We start from the raw sequence: 19,620 nt of genomic DNA, 5'->3' as shown, positions 1-19,620 counted from the left end.
CCATGAACCTCTCCACTTTCGCTTTCATCATTTCCGGCGTGCTGCTCAACGCCATCGCCCAAGTCCTGCTCAAGGCCGGCACCAACGCCCTCGGCGGCGCCATCCACCTTACGATGAGCAACGCATTCCAGACCTTCGTCAAGGTCATCAGCCAGCTGCCGATCCTCGGCGGCCTGGCCTGCTATGCCCTGTCGCTGGTGGTGTGGATCATGGGCCTGTCGCGCACCGACGTGACGATCGCCTACCCGATGCTCTCGCTGGGGTACGTGGTGGCGGCGGCCGGCGCCTGGCTGTTCCTGGGCGAGACCGTGTCGCCGCAGCGCCTGCTGGCGATCGCCGTGATCATGGTCGGCGTGGCCCTGCTGGCGCGCTCCTGACAGGCAGGCTGATAAAATCACGCGTGCATTTCCACCAATCACATAACCACATCGATCACCTCATGACTGCCGAGCTGCCCTTCCTGCCCTTTTCCCGGCCCACCATCGACGAAGAAACCATTACCGCCGTCGGCGAGGTGCTGCGCTCCGGCTGGATCACCACCGGTCCGAAGAACCAGGCCTTCGAAGCCCTGCTGTCCGACTACTTCGGCGGCCGCCCGGTGCGCACCTTCAATTCCGGCACCTGCACCATGGAGATCGCGCTGCGCATCGCCGGCATCGGGCCGGGCGACGAGGTGATCACCACCCCGATTTCCTGGGTCGCGACGGCCAACGTCATCATCGAAGTCGGCGCCACCCCGGTATTCGCCGACATCGACCCGGTCACCCGCAACATCGACCTCGACAAGGTCGAAGCGGCGATCACCCCGCGCACCAGGGCCATCATCCCGGTCTACCTGTCCGGCCTGCCCGTCGACATGGACCGCCTGTATGCGATCGCCAGCAAGCACAATCTGCGCGTGATCGAAGACGCCGCCCAGGCCCTGGGCTCGCGCTGGAACGGCAAGCCGATCGGCTCCTTCGGCGACTTCGTCTCGTTCAGCTTCCAGGCCAACAAGAACATCACCACCGGCGAAGGCGGCTGCCTGGTCCTGAACAACGCGGAAGAAGCCCGCCTGGCCGAGAAATACCGCCTGCAGGGCGTGACCCGCAGCGGCGTGGACGGCATCGACGTCGACGTCCTGGGCGGCAAGTACAACATGAGCGACATCATGGCCGTCATCGGCCTGGGCCAGATGAAGCACCTGGAGAAGCTCACCGCCCACCGCGCGATGCTGGCGCAGCACTACTTCGACTGCTTCGGCCCCGACTTCGAAGAAAAGTACGGCGCCCAGCTGCCGGTCAAGGCCTTCGGCTCCAGCAACTGGCACCTGTTCCAGATCATCCTGCCGGACAACGGCCCCGGCACCCGCGCCGAGTTCATGACCCGCCTGCAGAAGGAACACAACGTCGGCACCGGCTATCACTACGCGCCGATCCACCTGTTCACGATGTACCGCGAACGCGGCTTCAAGGACGGGCAATTCCCGGTGTCCGAGAAGATCGGCCGCCTGACCGTGACCCTGCCGATGTTCAATGCCATGACCACTGCCGACGTCGAGCGCGCCGTGGCCGCAGCTAAGTCGGTCTTAAATTCGGCGGTGCTGGCAAAATGACGGTGAGTACTGCGAAACCGGAGCTGTCGATCGTCATTCCGGTCTATAACGAAGAGGCCGGCCTGGCCAACCTGTTCGCGCGCCTGTATCCGGCGATGGACAAGCTGGGCGTGCCCTACGAGGTCATTTTCGTCAACGACGGCAGCCGCGACAACTCGGTCTCGATCCTGGCCGAGCAGTACCGCAAGCGCCCGGACGTGACCCGCGTCGTGCTCTTCAACGGCAACTACGGCCAGCACATGGCGATCCTGGCCGGCTTCGAGCAGACCCGCGGCGAGATCGTGATCACCCTCGACGCCGACCTGCAGAACCCGCCGGAAGAGATCCACAAGCTGGTGGCCAAGATGCGCGAGGGCTACGATTACGTGGGCTCGATCCGCCGCAAGCGCCAGGACTCGGCGTGGCGCACGGTCGCCTCGAAGATGATGAACCGCCTGCGCGAACGCATCACCAACATCCACATCACCGACCAGGGCAACATGCTGCGCGCCTACGGCCGCAACGTGATCGACCTGGTCAACCAGTGCGGCGAGGTGAACACCTTCGTGCCGGCGCTGGCCTATAAATTCTCGCGCAGGCCGACCGAGATCGTGGTCGAGCACGAAGAGCGCGCGGCCGGCGAATCGAAGTACTCGCTGTACAGCCTGATCCGCCTGAACTTCGACCTGATGACCGGCTTCTCGCTGGTGCCGCTGCAGATATTCTCGCTGCTGGGCATGTCGCTGGCGATCTTCTCCGCCCTGCTGGTGCTGCTCCTGCTGTTCCGCCGCTTCCTGCTGGGCGCCGAAGCCGAAGGCGTGTTCACCCTGTTCGCGATCGCGTTCTTCTTCATGGGCGTGATCCTGTTCGGCATCGGCCTGGTGGGCGAATACGTCGGCCGGATCTACCAGCAGGTGCGCGCGCGGCCGCGCTATGTGGTGCAGACCGTGCTGCAGGGAATGCCGGCCGGGTCCGAGGTGGAGCCGGTCGAGAAGCGGCAGGTGGTGCGCTGAACATATCACCGTCGTTCCCGCGCAGGCGGGAACGACGGATCAAGCTATCGCGGTGAAATCTCACGTAATCACATGACCCAACAATCCAAACGCGCAGTCGTCTTCGCCTACCACAACGTCGGCGTTCGCTGCCTGAAAGTGCTGCTCGCCGGCGGTGTCGACGTCGCCCTGGTCGTCACCCACCAGGACAGCGCTACCGAGAACATCTGGTTCGAGTCCGTGCAATCGCTGTGCGAAACCGAAGGCATCCCCTTCGTCACCCCGGACGATGCGAAGTCGCCAGAGCTGCTGGCGCGGATCCAGGCTGCGCAGCCGGACCTGATGTTCAGCTTCTACTTCCGCCACATGCTGCCGCAGGCGATCCTCGACGTGGCGCCGGCCTACAACATGCACGGCTCGCTGCTGCCGGAATACCGCGGCCGCGCGCCGACCAACTGGGCGGTGCTGCACGGCGCGACCCGGACCGGCGCTTCGCTGCACGAGATGACGATCAAGCCGGATGCCGGCGCCATCGTGTCCCAGCAGGCCGTCCCCATCCTGCCCGACGATACCGCCTTCGAGGTGTTCGGCAAGGTCACGGTGGCGGCCGAGCTGGCGCTGTACGAGGTCCTGCCGGCGCTTCTGGCCGGGACCGCGCCGCGCACGCCGAACGACCTGTCGAAGGGCGGCTACTTCGGCGGCCGCAAGCCGGAAGACGGCCGCATCGACTGGTCGAAGCCTGCGCAGGAGGTGTACAACCTGCACCGCGCGGTCGCGCCGCCCTACCCCGGCGCCTTTACCGACGTCGGCCCGCGCCGCTATGTGATCGAGCGCGCGCGTCTTCACCGCGGCGCGGCGCCCGATTTACCGCCCGGACTGGCGGTGGTGGATAATGCCATCCTCGGCGTCTGCGGCGATGGCCGCGCGCTCGCCATCCACAGCCTGCTGGCCGACGGCCTGCGCATTTCCGCAGCCGAACTCAAGGCCCAGCTCGCCGAGCAACACTGACCCAACACACCATGAAAAAAGTCCTCATCCTCGGCGTCAACGGCTTCATCGGCCACCACCTGTCCAAGCGCATCCTCGCGACCACCGACTGGGAAGTCTACGGCATGGACATGAACGCCGAGCGCATCACGGAGCTGCTGGACCATCCGCGCATGCACTTCTTCGAAGGCGACATCACGATCAACACCGAATGGGTCGAGTACCACGTCAAGAAGTGCGACGTGATCCTGCCGCTGGTCGCCATCGCCACGCCGTCGACCTACGTGAAGGAACCGCTGCGCGTGTTCGAACTCGACTTCGAGGCCAACCTGCCGATCGTGCGCTCGGCCGCGAAGTACAAGAAGCATCTGATCTTCCCGTCGACCTCGGAAGTGTATGGCATGAGCCGCGACGAGGAATTCGATCCGGAAAATTCGGAACTGGTCTACGGCCCGATCAACAAGCCGCGCTGGATCTACGCCTGCGCCAAGCAGTTGATGGACCGCGTGATCTGGGGCTACGGCATGGAAGGCCTGAACTTCACGCTGTTCCGCCCGTTCAACTGGATCGGCGCCGGCCTGGATTCGATCCACACGCCGAAGGAAGGCTCGTCGCGCGTGCTGACCCAGTTCTTCGGCCACATCGTGCGCGGCGAACCGATCCAGCTGGTCGACGGCGGCGCGCAGAAACGCGCCTTCACCTATGTGGACGACGGCATCGACGTGCTCATGAAGATCATCGAAAACAAGGATGGCAAGGCGAGCGGCCAGATCTACAACGTCGGCAACCCGGCCAACAATTATTCGATCCGCGAGCTGGCCGACATGATGCTGGAACTGGCCGCCGAGTATCCCGAATACGCCGCTGGCGCGCAGAAGGTGAAGATCGTCGAGACCAGCTCGGGCGCCTACTACGGCAAGGGCTACCAGGACGTGCAGAACCGCGTGCCGAAGATCGAGAACACCATGAACGACCTCGGCTGGGCGCCGACCACCACCATGGCCGAGGCCCTGCGCCACATTTTCGACGCCTATCGCGGCCAGGTCGGCGTCGCCCGGGCGCTGATGGACTAAGGCACGGGACTTCATCTTGGCTCATTTGGCTCCCCCGCTGCTCGTCCTCAAGATCGACGTCGACACCTACCGCGGCACGCTGGAAGGCGTGCCGAACCTGGTGCGCATGCTGACCCGCCACGCGGCCGGCGCGACCTTCCTGTTTTCGCTCGGCCCCGACCATACCGGCTGGGCGATGCGACGCGCGCTGCGCCCGGGCTTCTTCCAGAAGGTCTCGCGCACTTCGGTGCTCGAACACTACGGCTTCAAGACCCTGATGTACGGCGTGCTGCTGCCCGGCCCCGACATCGGCGTGAAAGGCGCGGCCGAGATGCGCGCCGCGCGCGATGCCGGCTTCGAATGCGGCATCCATACCTGGGACCACGTGCTGTGGCAGGACAATGTCCGCGCCAGGGACGCCCGCTGGACCGACGGCATGATGAAGAAGAGCGAGCAGCGTTATGCCCAGGTCTTCGGCGAAGCCCCGCATACCCACGGCGCGGCCGGCTGGCAGATGAATGTGCACGCCTTCGCGCGCCATGACGCGCAAGGCTATGCCTATGCCTCCGATGGCCGCGCGGTGCTGCGCGACGACGGTTCGCTCCAGGATCCGCAGGCAGGGCCCTACCGCTTTACCGGCATGCGCCACATCCAGATGCCGACCACCCTGCCCACGCTCGACGAGCTGCTGGGACGCGAGATCGACGGCCAGGAACTCACCACCGCGAACATCGCCGCCCACCTGCTCAAGCTGACGGCGGACAACCGGCGCGACCACGTGTATACCTTGCACGCGGAACTTGAAGGACAGAAACTCGCCCCCATCTTCGAGCAGCTGTTATCAGGTTGGAAAGCACAAGGCTACCAGCTCGCCTCGATGGCGGACTATTATGAGAAGATAAAACATGCCCCGCTGCCGGAATATCCGGTGCAGTGGGGAGAGTTACCGGGCCGGTCAGGAGAGTTGATCGTGCTCGATACCAAGGACTGAGAGCGGCTTTCGTGCCGCCTTACCGTTTCCGACAGGAGAAACCCGTGGCCGAAAGCCCATCCGCAGCATCTACCGAACCCTTGGCCAACTTTACCGCTGCCATGACCGGCGACCAGACCTTCGAGCTGAACGGTCGTCCCGCCAAGTACACGGTGCTGTATTTCTATCCAAAGGACAACACTCCCGGCTGTACCACCGAAGCCATGGCCTTCCGTGACCACCACGACGAGTTCACCGCGCTGGGTGCCGAGATTTACGGCCTCAGCCGCGACTCGCTGCGCTCCCACGAAAGCTTCAAGGGCAAGCTCGGCCTGCCTTTCGAACTGATCTCGGACCCTGACGAAGCGGTCTGCACCCAGTTCGATGTAATGAAGATGAAAAACATGTACGGTAAGAAAGTACGGGGGGTCGAGCGCAGTACGTTTGTCATTGACGCTAACGGCAAAGTGGTGAAAGAATGGCGTGGCGTGAAAGTCAATGATCACGTTGATGAAGTGCTGGAATTTCTCCGAAGCCAGCCCTGAACGGATGGCTCGGCTAACGCTAACCCGAAGCCATTACGTTTGCCTATTTTGAGTCCCAGTTTTACCTCAACGCATCATTCCAATCTGGCCTCCGGCCCCGCTCCATCGAGGCGGCCGGGGGCCGCGCAGCTCCCCCCACAGTTGCATCTGTCCGGCCCGGCGGCGCACATGTCCGCACGGCGCATTTTTCCGACTTCTTATTAGATTGAGAACCTGATGCCACTACCGAAAATACCAAGCAAACCTGCCACCATCCTGCTGGCAAAAGATTATCCCAAGGCCGAACCCGGCAAATCGCCTGTCCGCGCAGCCGCGAAGGCGGAGAACGACCCCGTTGAAGACCTGGTGAGCGGCCCGGCCGTCGCGGCCAAGACCACCCGCGCGCGCAAGTCGAAGGCCGCGCTGCTGGCCGAAGCGCCGGCGCGCGAAGCCATTCCCGAGAACGGCGCCGCGACGGCGGCATCGGCCAGCGCGCCCGCCCCGGCCCGCGCCGACAAGGGCGGCAAGACCGGCGCCGGGGAAGGCGTCGCTGCGAAGCTGCGCGAAACCGACATGAACGAGCCGCATCCGGCCAAGCACAAGCCGGTCGAGGTCAACGTCAAGTCCTCGGCCAGCCGCAAGGCCGACAGTGCTGGCGCGACCAAGATGTTCGTGCTCGACACGAACGTGCTGATGCACGACCCGACCTCGCTGTTCCGCTTCGAAGAGCACGACGTCTACCTGCCGATGATGACGCTCGAGGAACTCGACAATCACAAGAAGGGCATGTCGGAAGTCGCGCGCAACGCACGCCAGGTATCCCGCACCCTGGACGCCCTGATCGCCAACACCGACGACGACGCGATCGAAGCCGGCATTCCGCTGGCCAAGCTGGGCAACAAGGATGCGCGCGGCCGCCTGTACTTCCAGACCCGCCTGAACGCCGCCAGCCTGCCGGAAGGCCTCCCGGTCGGCAAGGCCGACAACCAGATCCTGGGCGTAGTGCGCGCGCTGGAAGGCGACCAGTCGGGGCGTGCGATCGTGCTGGTGTCGAAAGACATCAATATGCGCATCAAGGCGCGCGCCCTGGGCCTGGCCGCCGAAGACTACTTCAACGACCACGTGCTGGAAGACACCGACCTGCTGTACTCGGGCATCGTCCAGCTGCCGGACGACTTCTGGACCAGGCACGGCAAGAACATGGAGTCCTGGCAGGAGATCAAGGGCGGCAACTCGTCGACCTTCTACCGCGTCACCGGGCCCTTCATCCCTTCGCTGATGGTCAACCAGTTCGTGTTCTTCGAGCCGAAGAACGGCGAAGCGCCCTTCCAGGGCCAGGTCAAGCAGATCAACGGCAAGACGGCCGTGTTCCAGACCCTGCGCGACTATAGCCACAACAAGAACAATGTGTGGGGCATCACGGCGCGCAACCGCGAGCAGAACTTCGCCCTGAACCTGTTGATGAATCCGGAGATCGACTTCATCACCCTGCTCGGCCAGGCCGGCACCGGCAAGACCCTGCTGGCGCTGGCGGCGGGCCTGGCCCAGGTGCTCGAGACCAAGGTCTACAACGAGATCATCGTCACCCGCGTCACCGTGCCGGTGGGCGAGGACATCGGCTTCCTGCCGGGTACCGAGGAGGAGAAGATGTCGCCCTGGATGGGCGCCTTCGACGACAACCTCGAAGTGCTGATGAAGGGCGACGGCGACGCCGGCGACTGGGGCCGCGCCGCGACCCAGGACCTGATCCGCTCGCGCATCAAGATCAAGTCGCTGAACTTCATGCGCGGCCGCACCTTCGTGAACAAGTTCCTGATCATCGACGAGGCCCAGAACCTGACGCCCAAGCAGATGAAGACCCTGGTCACGCGCGCCGGTCCGGGCACCAAGATCCTCTGCCTCGGCAACATCGCCCAGATCGACACGCCCTACCTGACCGAAGGTTCGAGCGGCCTGACCTATGTGGTCGACCGCTTCAAGGGCTGGAGCCACGGCGGCCACGTGACGCTGGCGCGCGGCGAGCGCTCGCGCCTGGCGGACCATGCGAGCGACGTGCTGTAAGTTTCAAGCCTCCCACGGCGAAAAGCCTGCGTTCCTGGAAGGGGCGCAGGCTTTTTTACTGGCCGGCTTCGCGCAACCGGGCATGACAAATTCATGAAACTCGCTTACACAAACACGCTGGCATCGTCCCGGGAAACGACGTAACAATGGCAGAATCACATCCCGAGGAACCATCATGACATTCCAGTCGACCCGTTCGATCCTGCTGTTTGCCGGCTGCGCGGCCCTGCTGGCCGGCTGCGCGAGCGGCCCCGAGGACATAGCGCGGCACGCCAGCCGGGAAGAGACCTACACCCCGACCGGCAGCCTGATCGCGCGCCGCAACGTGGACCGCGCGAGCCCCGTCAAGACCGCCAGCAAGGAAGAGATGGAGAACGCGCGCATCATGGGTGGCAACGCCCTGAACCTGCCGCAGAACTGACACAAAGGGCCGGGAGCGTGCACGCCCGGCCCTCTTCATTCACGGCTTCGGTGTCAGTCGTTGCCGTTCTGGACGAACACCGCCGTCGTGCGCGCCGGGATGCTGAAGCTTCCGCTGGCGCTCGAGAAGGCCGAGGCCTTCACCACTTCGTCGCTGCCGTTCATCTGGATGCGGTGCAGTTGCAGCTTGCGTCCCTTCAGTTCCGGCACCGCGATCGTCTTCGCGGCCTTGTCGACGTTGAACACCACTACCACGCCCTTGTATTGCGCGCCGGGATAGTTGGCCGGATCGTTGCCGTCGATGCTCATCACGATCACGCCCGGCACCTGGTTGGGGCCGACGTTATGGAACTTCAGGCGCTCGATCACGTCCTGGGCGGTGCGCAGGCGGAACAGGGTCGAGTCCTTGCGGATAGCCAGCAGGTCTTCGAAGGCCGCCTTGGCCGACAGGATGGCGCGGGTGTCCGGCTTGATCAGCGGATTGCGCAGGATCGGCGCCATGATGCCCCAGTTGTCCTGGTTCGGCCCCGCCATCGGCAGGCCGACGCCGAAGTTGTTCGACGCGTAGCTGTAGTCGAGGCGGTTGAACCAGTCGCCGGCGTTGTAGCTGTCGCGGTCGAGCGACTTCGAACGCAGGATTTCCTGGCCGGCGTGGATGAAGGGCACGCCCTGTGACAGCAGCACGATGGCCGCGCCCAGGTTCTGCACCCGCACCCGGTCCGCTAGCGGCGTCGATTGCGGCAGGCGGAAGGCGTTGATGTCGAACAGGGTCTGGTTGTCGTGCGCCTCGACGTAGTTGATGACTTCGGACGGACTGGCGGCGAAGCCCGCCTGCTGGCCGAAGTAATCGATCTGGGCGTTGCTGCGCAGCGAACCGAAGCGGTCCGTGAAACGGTAGTCGCGCAGGGTGCCGGACAGGCTGACCCTCACCATGTCGGCCAGGCGCAGCGCATCGTCGCGGCTCTGGTTCGCCTGGGCGTTCGGGTCATACCAGACGCCGTTGATGAAGCCCTGCTGGCTGACCAGGGCGCTGCCGCCGTCGCAGCAGCCGCCGCCGCGCACGGCATCGCGGATGCGGTCGTTGAACGAGCCGATGCCGGTGCCGGCCATGTTCGCCTGGCGCGCCTGCACGAAGCGGGCGTCATTGGCGACGTTGCCGAAGTTCCAGGCTTCGCCGTACAGGTAAATGTCGCGGCCGGCGGCCTGGTTGACGCCGGCCTGCAGGCGCTTCAGCAGGTCGAGCGGGGTGAAGCCCATGATGTCGAAGCGGAAGCTGTCGACCTTGTACTGCTTCGCCCACAGCGAGACCGAATCGATCATCAGCTTGCCCATCATGACGTTTTCCTGGGCGGTGTCGGCGCAGCAGCTGTCGTTCAGGATGCCGCCGTTCGCGCCCAGCCGGTAGTAATAGGTCGGCACGATGCGGTCCAGCACGGACAGCGGTCCCTGCTGCGACTGGCTGGTGTGGTTGTAGACCACGTCCATGGTCACGCGCAGACCGGTTTCGTGCAGGGCCCGCACCATCGCACGGAACTCGCGCACGCGCGCGGCGCCGTCGTTGGCATCGCTGGCGTAGCTGCCTTCCGGCGCGTTGTAGTGCACCGGATCGTAGCCCCAGTTGAAGCAGTCGCTGTCCTGGACCGCGGCGACGGCGGCCTGCTGGTCGGTCCAGTCCGGGCCCGCGTTCGGGATCGTCGGGGTCACGCAGCCGGTTTCGTTGACGCTGGCGAAGTCGAAGCTGGGCAGCAGGTGGACGTGCGACAGGCCGGCCTTCTGCAGCGACTTCAGGTGGCGCATCGGATTCGCGTCGAGGTCCGTGAAGGCCAGGTACTTGCCGCGGTGCGCGGCCGGCACCGTCGTGTCCTGGGCCGAGAAATCGCGGATGTGCAGTTCGTACAGCGCGATGTCGGTCGGCGCGTCCAGCTTCGGGATACGCTGGTCGTCCCAGCCGGCCGGTTTCAGGGCTGGGCTGTCGAGGTTGGCGACGAACGAGCGCGTGCTGTTCGCGTTCAGGCTGAGCGAGTACGGGTCGGTGACGGTATTCGTCACCACGCCATTGTTCGCCCAGCGCGACAGCACCTGCACGGTATAGGTGTAGTAAGCGCGGTTGGTCCAGCCGGCATCCGGCGCGGTATAGGCCCATACGCCGCTGGCCGCATCCTTGCTCATCGGGTAGGCGGTGGCGGCGCTGGCCTTTGCGTCCGGGTAGACGTTCAGGGCCACCGACTTCGCGGTCGGCGCCCACACGCGGAAGGTCGGCACGCCCTGCGCGTTGAAGCTCACGCCAAGCTGGGCCTGGGCCGCCTTGGTCGCGAACACGTCGTCCAGCATGCCGGCGGTCTGCAGCGAGGTGACCTGCACCAGCTTGCCGGCGCCATCGTACTGGGCGATCGCGAACTGGCCGCTGGCCAACTGGGCGACCCGGGCGGCATCGGCATCCGACAGGCGCAGGCCGGTGGCGCCCGCCAGGTGCGGATACTTCTGGCGGGTCGCGTCCGGCAGCGCGGCCGGCGCCAGGACAAAGCTGCCGTCGGCGCCAGCCAGGCCGGTGCTTGCATCCGGCGTGGCCGCCAGCCCGCCGTTCACGGCGTAGAACAGTTTATAGGTGGCGCCCGACGCCGGCACGCCCGGCCAGGCCAGGGTCGTGGCGGACAGCCAGTGCGCGCTGGCGAAGCCAAGGTTGCCGTAGCTGAGGGCCGGCTGGCTGCCATAGACGGTGCAGTCGCCCTCCAGCATCCAGATCTCCTGGCCTTTGGTGGCGACGTCGGCGCTCAGGTCGGCGTGCTGGTCGGCGCCGCAATTCTTGGTGCCGTTGCCGTCGGTGACCAGGAACCAGATCGCGCTCTTGCCCGCCGCCAGCGGGATGTCGACGTAGCCGCCGAAGCCGTCCGTCTTGGCGAACATGAAGCGGTCGGTGATCCAGGCCGAGCTCGGGTTTTGCGGGCCATCCCAGGAATACACGCCCCATTGGGCGGTGTCGTTCTGGACGCGGTGGAAGTGCATGCGGATGTTGCCGGGCGCGACTGGCGCGACGGACGCGCTGGGCGCCTCGGCCAGCAGGCGGCTGGCCGAGGCGCTCCCCTGCTGGGCATCGCCGCCGCCGCATCCGGACATTGCGCCCGCCAGCACGATGGATGTGCAAACGGCTGCGGCGAGGCGCAGCCGTGAAGTTAAACTACGTCTGATGAACATGTCGTCCCCTGTATTGTTATCGGTGGCGTGGCGCCGTATGTAATATTACTACCATCGATAGCAAAAAAGTAAGGGAAGCCTGTTGCGTGGCGTGCACAAAAAACAAGGCGCTGTTCGCATTAAGTGTTGAATCTGCCCAGCGCCGCTCTCAGGAAGGCATCCGGGCTGGCGATGCGCTGCCCGTCCAGCGCCCAGCGCCAACCGAAGTAGTGGGACAGATAGCGGCTGGCGATCCCGCGGAACGGCACCAGCCAGGCGCGCATGCGGCTGTGATAGGCGTTGACGTTTTGGATGTGCAGGGCGCCGCGCTTGCGGATGCCTGCGCTCACGTTCACGGCTTCATGGGCGATCCCGGCTTCACGGGCGAATGCCGGATAAGCGGCGTGGCTGTCGGTCACCAGCAGCACGTCCGGCTCCAGGCGCGGCCGCAGGTGCTCGAGCAAATGCTGCTTGCGCAGCGCGCCCTTGCCGGTGACGGCATCGATGGTCTGCCCGCTGCGGTCGCGTGCGACCAAAATACACATCTGCTCGTTCGAGATGCCGCGCTTTGACGCTTTGCCGCCGCGCTTGCGTGGCGGGCGGTCGAGTTTCCTGGCGCCTTTGTGCGATTCGAGCACATACATTTCGTCGGCCTCGGTGATTCCCTTTAACCGCTCGGGCCGGTCGTCCTTGGTCACGCTGAGGAAGCGATGCCGCCAACGAAAGCTGGTGGCGCTGGCCACGCCCGTTTCCAGCGCCGCGCGGCGCACGCTGCGCGAGTCGAGCATGCCGTCGAGGTAGTCGATCCAGCGCGATTTGTGGCGCAGCCGGGCCAGCGGCGTGCCGCTCAGGGCGTTGAAGGTACGAAAGCAGATGCGGCAGCGATAACGCTGCAGGCCATTCGCATGGCCGTGACGATAGGGACGATCGGCCTGGCAGTGCGGGCAGCAAGGCGTCTGTCCTGGTTGTTCGATGACGTCGAGAGCCCGGTCCAGCCCGGCAGCCGATTGCAGCAGCGCCAGCAGCCGGCCGCGCTGGCGCCGGGTGAGGCTCGGTAGACGCTGGAGAAATTGCTCGAACTGCCGGGTTTGCATGGCGCCTCCGTCAACGGTTCAGGTCGACGTTGGACCGGGCGCTTGCCGAAAAAATTCCACACTTAATGCGAACAGCGCCAAAAACAAAAGGGCGGGATCTGCATCCCGCCCTTCCTGGATTTCTACCGGTGCCTGTTTACAGGACGTGGGTACCGATCCACCAGGCGATCGCCGCCATGAAGGCCGAAGCCGGGATCGTGAAGACCCATGCCCAGACGATGTTGCCGGCCACGCCCCAGCGCACCGCCGAGGCCTTCTGCGCCGAGCCGACGCCGACGATGGCGCCGGTGATGGTGTGGGTGGTCGATACCGGCACGCCGATCGAGCTGGCCAGGAACAGGGTGATTGCGCCGCCCGATTCCGCGCAGAAGCCGCCCACCGGCTTCAGCTTGGTGATCTTCTGGCCCATGGTCTTGACGATGCGCCAGCCGCCGAACAGGGTGCCCAGCGAGATCGCGGTGTAGCAGGAAATGATGACCCACAGCGGCGGCGCGGCGTCGCCGGCCTGCGACACGCCGGCCGCAATCAGCAGCATCCAGATGATGCCGATGGTCTTCTGCGCGTCGTTGCCGCCGTGGCCCAGGCTATAGGCCGCGGCCGAGACCAGCTGCAGGCGGCGGAACCAGGTGTCGACCTTGCGCGGCGGCGTCTTCACGAAGATCCAGGACACCGCCAGCATCACCAGCGAGCCGAGCAGGAAGCCCAGCAGCGGCGACAGGATGATCCAGGTGACGGTCTTGAGCAGGCCGCCGCCGACCAGGGCGCCGGTGCCCGACTTGGCCACGGCCGCGCCCACCAGGCCGCCGATCAGGGCGTGCGAGGACGAGGACGGAATGCCGTAGTACCAGGTGACCACGTTCCAGAAGATCGCGCCGACCAGCGCGCCGAACACCACGTAGTGGTCGACGATATGCGGGTCGACGGTGCCCTTGCCCACCGTCGACGCCACGTGCAGGCCGACGGTGAAGATGGCGACGAAGTTGAACAGCGCGGACATCGCGACCGCGGTCTGGGGTTTCAGCACCCCGGTCGACACTACCGTCGCGATCGCGTTGGCGGCGTCGTGGAAGCCGTTCATGAAGTCGAAGACCAGCGCTAAAAAGACGAGCAGGCCCAGCACATAGATGCTGATATGAAGAGAATTCATATTGTTTTTATTGTTCTGGCTTACGCGTTTTCGACGATGATGCCTTCGATGATATTGGCGACGTCTTCGCAACGGTCGGTGACGGTCTCCAGGATCTCGTAGATCGCCTTCATCTTGATCAGGTTGCGCACGTCCGGTTCGTCGCGGAACAGCTTGGACATGGCGGCGCGCATCACGTGGTCGGCGTCCGATTCCAGGCGGTCGATCTCTTCGCAGATCGCGACCATCTTCTGGGCGTTATCCATGTTGTGCAGCATGCCGACGGCCTGCTGGACCTTTTCGCAGCAGGCCAGGCACAGCTCGGCCAGGCGCTTGGCTTCCGGCGTGACGGCGTGCAGGTCGTACAGCGAGATGGTCTGGGCTGCGTCTTCCATCATGTCGAGGATGTCGTCCATGCGGGTGATCAGCTTGTGGATGTCGTCGCGGTCGAGCGGGGTGATGAAGGTCTTGTGCAGCAGGTCGACGCACGCGTAGGTGATCTTGTCCGCCTGTTTTTCGATGCTCTCCACGGCGTGGGTGCGGTTTTCCAGGTCGTCGAAATTGGTCATCAGGCCGACCATCTCCTGCGCACCCTTCACGCAAAGCGCTGCGTGCTGGTTGAACAGGTCGAAAAATTTGCCCTCCGTGGGCATCAGGCGTCCAAACATAGGTTCTCCGTTGGTAAATCTCTTGGATCTTGCTTAAAAGGCCGCGCAGTGGTCAGAGCCCGGTGTTGCTCTTAAAAGGGCTCTGACCCCGGTTTTTGACCCGCGCGGCGGTTATATCGACTTAGTCGCCCTGGTAAATGGACAGACTGCCGCTGTAATTGCCAAACTTGGTATACATGCCCATCCAGGTCAGTCGCACGGCGCCGATCGGGCCGTTACGCTGCTTGCCGATGATGATCTCGGCGGTACCCTTGTCCGGCGAATCCGGGTTGTACACTTCATCGCGGTACAGGAAGATGATGACGTCCGCGTCCTGCTCGATAGCGCCCGATTCGCGCAGGTCGGACATGACCGGGCGTTTGTTCGGACGTTGTTCCAGCGATCGGTTCAGCTGGGACAGTGCGATCACCGGGCAACCCAGTTCCTTGGCCAGGCCTTTCAGGCTACGCGAAATCTCCGAGATCTCGGAAGCGCGGTTGTCGCCCGGCTTGGAACCCTGCATCAGCTGCAGGTAGTCGACGATGATCAGGCCGAGCTTGCCACATTGCCGCGCCAGGCGGCGCGCGCGGGCACGCATCTCGATCGGATTCAGCGCCGGCGTCTCGTCGATGAAGATCTGGGCGTCGTTCATCTTCTGGATCGCGTGCGTCAGGCGCGGCCAGTCTTCGTCGATCAGCTTGCCGGTACGCAGGCGGTGCTGGTCGAGCTGGCCGATCGAGCCCAGCATACGCATGGCCAGCTGGGCGCCGCCCATCTCCATCGAGAAGATCGCGACCGGCAGGCCGGCCTCGACCGCGACCGCCTCGCCGATGTTGACCGAGAACGCGGTCTTGCCCATCGACGGACGGCCGGCGACGATCACCAGGTCGCCCGGCTGCAGGCCGGACGTCATCTTGTCGAGGTCGATGAAGCCGGTCGGGACGCCGGTGATCTCGCCCTGGTTTTCGCGGCTGTAGAGTTCGTCGATGCGCTCGACCACCTGGGTCAGCAGCGGCTGCACCGGGATCCAGCCCTGGGCGCCGCGGGCGCCCTGCTCGGCGATCGCGAAGATCCGGGATTCGGCTTCGTCGAGGATCTGCTTGACCTCGGCGCCCTGCGGATTGAAGGCCTTGGCCGAGACTTCATCGGCCACGGTGATGAGCTGGCGCAGCACGCCGCGGTCGCGCACGATCTCGGCGTAACGGCGGATGTTGGCGGCGGACGGCGTGTTCTGCGCCATCGCGTTGAGGTACTGCAGCCCGCCCACTTCCTCGGCCTTGCCGAGCTGGACGAGCGACTCGTAAACGGTGATGACGTCGGCAGGCTTGCCGGCATTGATCAGGCGGACCATCTGTTCGAAGATGATCCGGTGGTCGTAGCGGTAGAAGTCCTCCGCATGCATGAAGTCGGCAATACGGTCCCACGCCGCGTTATCGCGCAGCAGGCCGCCGATGACGGACTGTTCTGCTTCGATGGAATGCGGGGGAATGCGGAGCGACTCGATCTGCGGGTCTGCTGAGGTGTTCATGGCCGACATTATACCTTTTCCGCATCGCCGGCTGAAATGATTGGTGATTTTCTAAAAAGAAAAAGCGACGTTTTTTGGTCACCCAAAAAGCGTCGTCCCCGCGAAGGCGGGGACCCAAGTTCTGTTGCCGCCATCAATGCGCGAGCAAACCTGGGTCCCCGACTGCGCGGGGACGACGGGGTACTACTGTATTACTTAGGCAGCTTCGCCCACGACCGCAACGGTCACGTCGACGACGACGTCGGTGTGCAGAGCGACGGCAACCGGGTGCTCGCCGGTGGTCTTCAGCGGGCCGGTCGGCATGCGCACGTTGGCCTTTTCGACGGCGAAACCTTGCTTGCTCAGGGCTTCAGCGATGTCGAAGTTGGTCACGGAACCGAACAGACGGCCATCCACGCCAGCTTTCTGGGCGATGGTGATGGTCATGCCGTTCAGCTTCTCGCCTTGGGCTTGTGCGGCTGCCAGCTTCTCGGCGGCTGCCTTTTCCAGTTCGGCGCGCTTGACTTCGAACTCGGCCACGGCCGATTCGGTAGCACGGCGGGCTTTCTTTTGCGGGATCAGGAAGTTACGTGCGTAACCGTCCTTGACCTTGACCACGTCGCCCAGGTTGCCGACGTTGACGACTTTTTCCAGCAGGATGACTTGCATATTATTCTCCAGTATACGTGTCGTGACCGACGATTAAGCGTTGTGCAGGTCGGTGTACGGCAGCAGGGCCAGGTAGCGGGCGCGCTTGATCGCGGTATCCACTTGGCGCTGGTAGTGCGCCTTGGTGCCGGTCAGGCGTGCCGGCATGATCTTGCCGTTTTCCTGGACGAAATCCTTCAGGGTGTCGACGTCTTTGTAGTCAACCTGTTCCACGCCTGCAGCGGTGAAGCGGCAGAACTTCTTGCGCTTGAACAGCGGGTTCTGCTGTTTGCGCTTCAGTTTTTCCTTGGCTTTGTTTTTGTCGAACTTTTTACCGAATGCCATTTTGAGGCTCCTGTATCTAAATGGGTGGCCGCAATGTTTTTATGCGGCGGCACTGAAATCAATGATGTGAAACACCAGGGCTTTGCTGTTGCGGTTCTTCTTGGCCAGAAATCCCCTGAACTGGTGTACCGCTCCCAGTTCGGCATCGGCGAATCGGCCCGAAATATCTCCCGCGGCAACCGCGGCGATCTCGAACTCGACCTGCCTGGCTATTCCCGCCTCCGTCTGCTGCGATCCATGCTGCAGGATGCCGCTGACGATGGGAATGCCGGCCGGGGTGTAGCGCAGGATATCGCGTTCCGCGATGCTTGCGACCAGCAACAGCTCGTTCACTGCCCTTGCGCGCTTCTTTCCGCGTTTCTAGTCTGAACGGATTAGGCGGCTGCGACCGGAGCGGCGGCAGCTTCGGCGCGGTGGCTCTTGGCTGCGTCTTCGCGCTGCACCGACTTCATCATCGGCGACGGTGCGGTTTCGGCCTTCTTCATCTTGACGGTCAGATGACGCAGCACGGCATCATTGAATTTGAATGCGGTTTCCAGCTCGACCAGGGTCTCGTTGTCGCACTCGATGTTCATGCAGATGTAGTGTGCCTTCGGCAGCTTCTGGATCTGGTAAGCCATTTGACGGCGGCCCCAGTCTTCGACGCGGTGGATGTTACCGCCGCGCGAGGTGACCGTGGTCTTGTAGCGCTCGATCATCGCCGGGACCTGCTCGCTCTGGTCCGGGTGGACGATAAACACGATTTCATAATGACGCATGCAACACTCCTTAAGGACGTTTAAACAAATGCCCACCTCGGCGTCAAGACGAGTGTGGGAAGGGAAAGCCCGACATTATAACCGTAAAAACGTCAAGAGCTCAATCGCCGTGTGCGGTCCAGCGGGCATTGGCTGTGCCCGCCAGGCAAAAAAAACCGCCAAAACGCACGGAATCCCCTTGCGCCCGGCGCAATACTGTACAAAAATACAGGGTATCGAGTTTCACTCGCACCCCGCTCATCTACGCACATACACCATGCTTAAGCTCACCGCACGGCAAGAACAGATCCTCAACCTGATCAAGGAAGCCATCGACAACACCGGTTTCCCGCCGACCCGCGCCGAAATCGCCCAGGAGCTTGGCTTCCGCTCGGCCAACGCAGCCGAAGAACACCTGCAAGCCCTGGCGCGCAAGGGCGCGATCGAAATTTCTCCCGGCACCTCGCGCGGCATCCGCCTGGTCGGCAGCGCCGCGACCGACAACGCTCCGCTGCCCGCAGTGCCGGCCGCCCTGCTGATGTCGCTGCCGCTGGTCGGCCGCGTCGCCGCCGGTTCGCCCATCCTGGCCCAGGAACACGTCGAAGCCACCTATTCGGTCGACCCGGCCATGTTCTCGGCCAAGCCCGACTTCCTGCTGAAGGTCCGGGGCTGGTCGATGCGCGACGCCGGCATCTGCGACGGCGACTTTTTGGCTGTCAAGAAAGTGGATTCGGCCAAGAACGGCCAGATCGTGGTTGCCCGCATCGGCGACGAAGTCACCGTCAAGCGCTACCGCAAGAACGGCAGCACCATCGAACTACTGCCGGAAAACCCGGACTTCTCCGTCATCACGGTCGATCCGCAGAACGACGAGTTCGCGCTCGAAGGCCTGGCTGTCGGCCTGCTGCGTTCCTGGCACTAAGCCAGGTACTACGCCGGCCGGGCGCAAAGCCAGGCCGGCGGCGCGTCAATTGTTGACGCGGTTGTTGCGCCGATTCTCGAGTTCCTTCTCGCGTTCCAGGCTCGGCGTGCTCTTCACGATCTCGTTGTGTTCCTTGACCCAGGCGTCGGTGGCGTCGCGCCACACGGCAAAGTCGGCCAGCACCAGCTTGGCCTTGACCTGGGCGCTCTCGGTCAGGTTGGTATAGACCTCGGCCAATCGTTTCTCCGCCCGCTCCATCTCCGACTTGTTGATCAGCTTTGCCACATCGGCGGGGATCCGCTTGGTCAGCGGCGACGCCTCATTCAGCGCGCGCGCCTGGGCGTTATAGCATTCCTGCCACTTCGTCATGCTGGCCGAGACCCGGTCGATCTCGTCGCTCTGCTTGGAAACCGTAGGAAAGCGCGGCGCCGGGCAGCGGTATTGACCGGTGGTCAGGTCGGAGCCATCGTATTTGTCGACCCAGTAATCGATGTCGGCACGGTGTTCGCCGCGCCGGCGCATCAGGTCGAGAGAAGCGATGGCGACGCTATTGCCCTTCGCCGCGGCCTTGCGGAACCAGGCCTCGGCCTTGGCCTCGTCGACGGCGCCGGCCTCGCCGTACAAGTACATTTCGCCCAGGTGCTGCTGGGCCTCGATGTTGCCGGCATTCGCCAGCTTCGTATAGCGCTGCAGCGCGCCGGCATAATCCTTGTTGGTAAACGCCGCATTGGCGGCAGCAAGCTCGTCGGCGGAGCAGGTTCCCGCCAACAGCATGCTCAGGCAAAAAACGACAGTTTTCACGTGCGATCGATCTATGCAGTTGAGTAATGGCACATGATATCGC

Annotated in this window: 20 protein-coding genes; 10 read left to right on the top strand and 10 right to left on the bottom strand. The window is 63.9% G+C overall.

Going from position 1 to position 19,620, the window contains the following annotated elements; genetic code table 11:
- Positions 1–2 precede the first annotated feature (2 nt).
- The 9 genes from AC3A6M_RS15190 to AC3A6M_RS15150 all read left to right on the top strand — a co-directional run bounded on the left by AC3A6M_RS15190 (position 3) and on the right by AC3A6M_RS15150 (position 8,580).
- Positions 3–377, top strand: a complete 375-nt coding sequence (locus tag AC3A6M_RS15190) for an EamA family transporter (protein ID WP_487853555.1) — start codon at positions 3–5, stop codon at positions 375–377.
- Positions 378–439: 62 nt separating this feature from the next.
- On the top strand, positions 440–1,594 hold the full coding sequence (locus AC3A6M_RS15185) for a DegT/DnrJ/EryC1/StrS family aminotransferase (RefSeq protein WP_487853554.1): 1,155 nt from the start codon (positions 440–442) through the stop codon (positions 1,592–1,594).
- 2 nt (positions 1,595–1,596) lie between these two features.
- Positions 1,597–2,586 (top strand): glycosyltransferase, encoded by a 990-nt coding sequence (locus AC3A6M_RS15180; protein WP_487853553.1) that lies wholly within the window; start codon positions 1,597–1,599, stop codon positions 2,584–2,586.
- Positions 2,587–2,658: 72 nt separating this feature from the next.
- On the top strand, positions 2,659–3,573 hold the full coding sequence (locus tag AC3A6M_RS15175) for a formyltransferase (protein ID WP_487853552.1): 915 nt from the start codon (positions 2,659–2,661) through the stop codon (positions 3,571–3,573).
- A gap of 11 nt (positions 3,574–3,584) precedes the next feature.
- Positions 3,585–4,625 (top strand): bifunctional UDP-4-keto-pentose/UDP-xylose synthase, encoded by a 1,041-nt coding sequence (locus AC3A6M_RS15170; RefSeq protein WP_487853551.1) that lies wholly within the window; start codon positions 3,585–3,587, stop codon positions 4,623–4,625.
- A gap of 16 nt (positions 4,626–4,641) precedes the next feature.
- Positions 4,642–5,595: a polysaccharide deacetylase family protein gene (locus AC3A6M_RS15165; protein ID WP_487853550.1), complete on the top strand. Its 954-nt coding sequence runs from the start codon at positions 4,642–4,644 to the stop codon at positions 5,593–5,595.
- A gap of 44 nt (positions 5,596–5,639) precedes the next feature.
- Complete coding sequence (locus AC3A6M_RS15160) at positions 5,640–6,119, top strand: peroxiredoxin (protein WP_487853549.1); 480 nt, start codon at positions 5,640–5,642, stop codon at positions 6,117–6,119.
- 216 nt (positions 6,120–6,335) lie between these two features.
- The gene (locus tag AC3A6M_RS15155) at positions 6,336–8,159 is read left to right on the top strand and encodes a PhoH family protein (protein ID WP_487853548.1); all 1,824 of its coding nucleotides are present in this window, start codon (positions 6,336–6,338) and stop codon (positions 8,157–8,159) included.
- Positions 8,160–8,334: 175 nt separating this feature from the next.
- Entirely contained in the window at positions 8,335–8,580 is a 246-nt protein-coding gene (locus AC3A6M_RS15150; protein WP_487853547.1) for a hypothetical protein, read from the top strand.
- A gap of 53 nt (positions 8,581–8,633) precedes the next feature.
- Here AC3A6M_RS15150 and pulA read toward each other — a convergent pair whose 3' ends face one another.
- The 9 genes from pulA to rpsF all read right to left on the bottom strand — a co-directional run bounded on the left by pulA (position 8,634) and on the right by rpsF (position 17,875).
- Entirely contained in the window at positions 8,634–11,693 is a 3,060-nt protein-coding gene (gene pulA / locus AC3A6M_RS15145; protein WP_487853546.1) for a pullulanase-type alpha-1,6-glucosidase, read from the bottom strand.
- Between the two features lie 197 nt (positions 11,694–11,890).
- Positions 11,891–12,844 (bottom strand): IS1595 family transposase, encoded by a 954-nt coding sequence (locus AC3A6M_RS15140; RefSeq protein ID WP_487853545.1) that lies wholly within the window; start codon positions 12,842–12,844, stop codon positions 11,891–11,893.
- A 136-nt stretch (positions 12,845–12,980) separates the two neighbouring features.
- Positions 12,981–13,991, bottom strand: a complete 1,011-nt coding sequence (locus AC3A6M_RS15135; protein ID WP_487853544.1) for an anion permease — start codon at positions 13,989–13,991, stop codon at positions 12,981–12,983.
- A 20-nt stretch (positions 13,992–14,011) separates the two neighbouring features.
- The gene (locus AC3A6M_RS15130) at positions 14,012–14,638 is read right to left on the bottom strand and encodes a DUF47 domain-containing protein (RefSeq protein WP_047823888.1); all 627 of its coding nucleotides are present in this window, start codon (positions 14,636–14,638) and stop codon (positions 14,012–14,014) included.
- Between the two features lie 121 nt (positions 14,639–14,759).
- Positions 14,760–16,145, bottom strand: coding sequence for a replicative DNA helicase (locus AC3A6M_RS15125; RefSeq protein WP_487853543.1), 1,386 nt, complete (start codon positions 16,143–16,145; stop codon positions 14,760–14,762).
- Positions 16,146–16,340: 195 nt separating this feature from the next.
- Positions 16,341–16,793: a 50S ribosomal protein L9 gene (gene rplI / locus AC3A6M_RS15120; protein ID WP_487853542.1), complete on the bottom strand. Its 453-nt coding sequence runs from the start codon at positions 16,791–16,793 to the stop codon at positions 16,341–16,343.
- Positions 16,794–16,826: 33 nt separating this feature from the next.
- A complete protein-coding gene (gene rpsR, locus AC3A6M_RS15115) occupies positions 16,827–17,117 on the bottom strand; it encodes a 30S ribosomal protein S18 (RefSeq protein WP_036249492.1) in 291 nt (96 codons plus the stop codon).
- Positions 17,118–17,156: 39 nt separating this feature from the next.
- Positions 17,157–17,450, bottom strand: a complete 294-nt coding sequence (gene priB, locus AC3A6M_RS15110) for a primosomal replication protein N (protein ID WP_487853541.1) — start codon at positions 17,448–17,450, stop codon at positions 17,157–17,159.
- 41 nt (positions 17,451–17,491) lie between these two features.
- Entirely contained in the window at positions 17,492–17,875 is a 384-nt protein-coding gene (gene rpsF / locus AC3A6M_RS15105) for a 30S ribosomal protein S6 (RefSeq protein WP_487853540.1), read from the bottom strand.
- Positions 17,876–18,131: 256 nt separating this feature from the next.
- On the opposite strand from rpsF, the gene lexA reads away from it, so the two are divergent.
- Positions 18,132–18,776, top strand: coding sequence for a transcriptional repressor LexA (lexA, locus tag AC3A6M_RS15100; protein ID WP_487853539.1), 645 nt, complete (start codon positions 18,132–18,134; stop codon positions 18,774–18,776).
- Between the two features lie 45 nt (positions 18,777–18,821).
- On the opposite strand, the gene AC3A6M_RS15095 is transcribed toward lexA, so the two are convergent.
- A complete protein-coding gene (locus AC3A6M_RS15095; protein WP_487853538.1) occupies positions 18,822–19,577 on the bottom strand; it encodes a tetratricopeptide repeat protein in 756 nt (251 codons plus the stop codon).
- Positions 19,578–19,620: the final 43 nt, after the last annotated feature.

The sequence above is a fragment of the Telluria sp. Soil_C_11 genome, assembly GCF_057657395.1.
This window is presented reverse-complemented; position numbering and strand designations above follow the sequence as displayed.

Bases quoted from the DNA above. Each gene is read 5' to 3' on its own strand.
- AC3A6M_RS15190 (WP_487853555.1), top strand. From the start codon at position 3: ATGAACCTCTCCACTTTCGCTTTCATCATTTCCGGCGTGCTGCTCAAC.
- AC3A6M_RS15185 (WP_487853554.1), top strand. From the start codon at position 440: ATGACTGCCGAGCTGCCCTTCCTGCCCTTTTCCCGGCCCACCATCGAC.
- AC3A6M_RS15175 (WP_487853552.1), top strand. From the start codon at position 2,659: ATGACCCAACAATCCAAACGCGCAGTCGTCTTCGCCTACCACAACGTC.
- AC3A6M_RS15170 (WP_487853551.1), top strand. From the start codon at position 3,585: ATGAAAAAAGTCCTCATCCTCGGCGTCAACGGCTTCATCGGCCACCAC.
- AC3A6M_RS15155 (WP_487853548.1), top strand. From the start codon at position 6,336: ATGCCACTACCGAAAATACCAAGCAAACCTGCCACCATCCTGCTGGCA.
- AC3A6M_RS15150 (WP_487853547.1), top strand. From the start codon at position 8,335: ATGACATTCCAGTCGACCCGTTCGATCCTGCTGTTTGCCGGCTGCGCG.
- pulA (WP_487853546.1), bottom strand. From the start codon at position 11,693: ATGTCCGGATGCGGCGGCGGCGATGCCCAGCAGGGGAGCGCCTCGGCC.
- AC3A6M_RS15140 (WP_487853545.1), bottom strand. From the start codon at position 12,844: ATGCAAACCCGGCAGTTCGAGCAATTTCTCCAGCGTCTACCGAGCCTC.
- AC3A6M_RS15135 (WP_487853544.1), bottom strand. From the start codon at position 13,991: ATGAATTCTCTTCATATCAGCATCTATGTGCTGGGCCTGCTCGTCTTT.
- AC3A6M_RS15130 (WP_047823888.1), bottom strand. From the start codon at position 14,638: ATGTTTGGACGCCTGATGCCCACGGAGGGCAAATTTTTCGACCTGTTC.
- AC3A6M_RS15125 (WP_487853543.1), bottom strand. From the start codon at position 16,145: ATGAACACCTCAGCAGACCCGCAGATCGAGTCGCTCCGCATTCCCCCG.
- rplI (WP_487853542.1), bottom strand. From the start codon at position 16,793: ATGCAAGTCATCCTGCTGGAAAAAGTCGTCAACGTCGGCAACCTGGGC.
- rpsR (WP_036249492.1), bottom strand. From the start codon at position 17,117: ATGGCATTCGGTAAAAAGTTCGACAAAAACAAAGCCAAGGAAAAACTG.
- rpsF (WP_487853540.1), bottom strand. From the start codon at position 17,875: ATGCGTCATTATGAAATCGTGTTTATCGTCCACCCGGACCAGAGCGAG.
- lexA (WP_487853539.1), top strand. From the start codon at position 18,132: ATGCTTAAGCTCACCGCACGGCAAGAACAGATCCTCAACCTGATCAAG.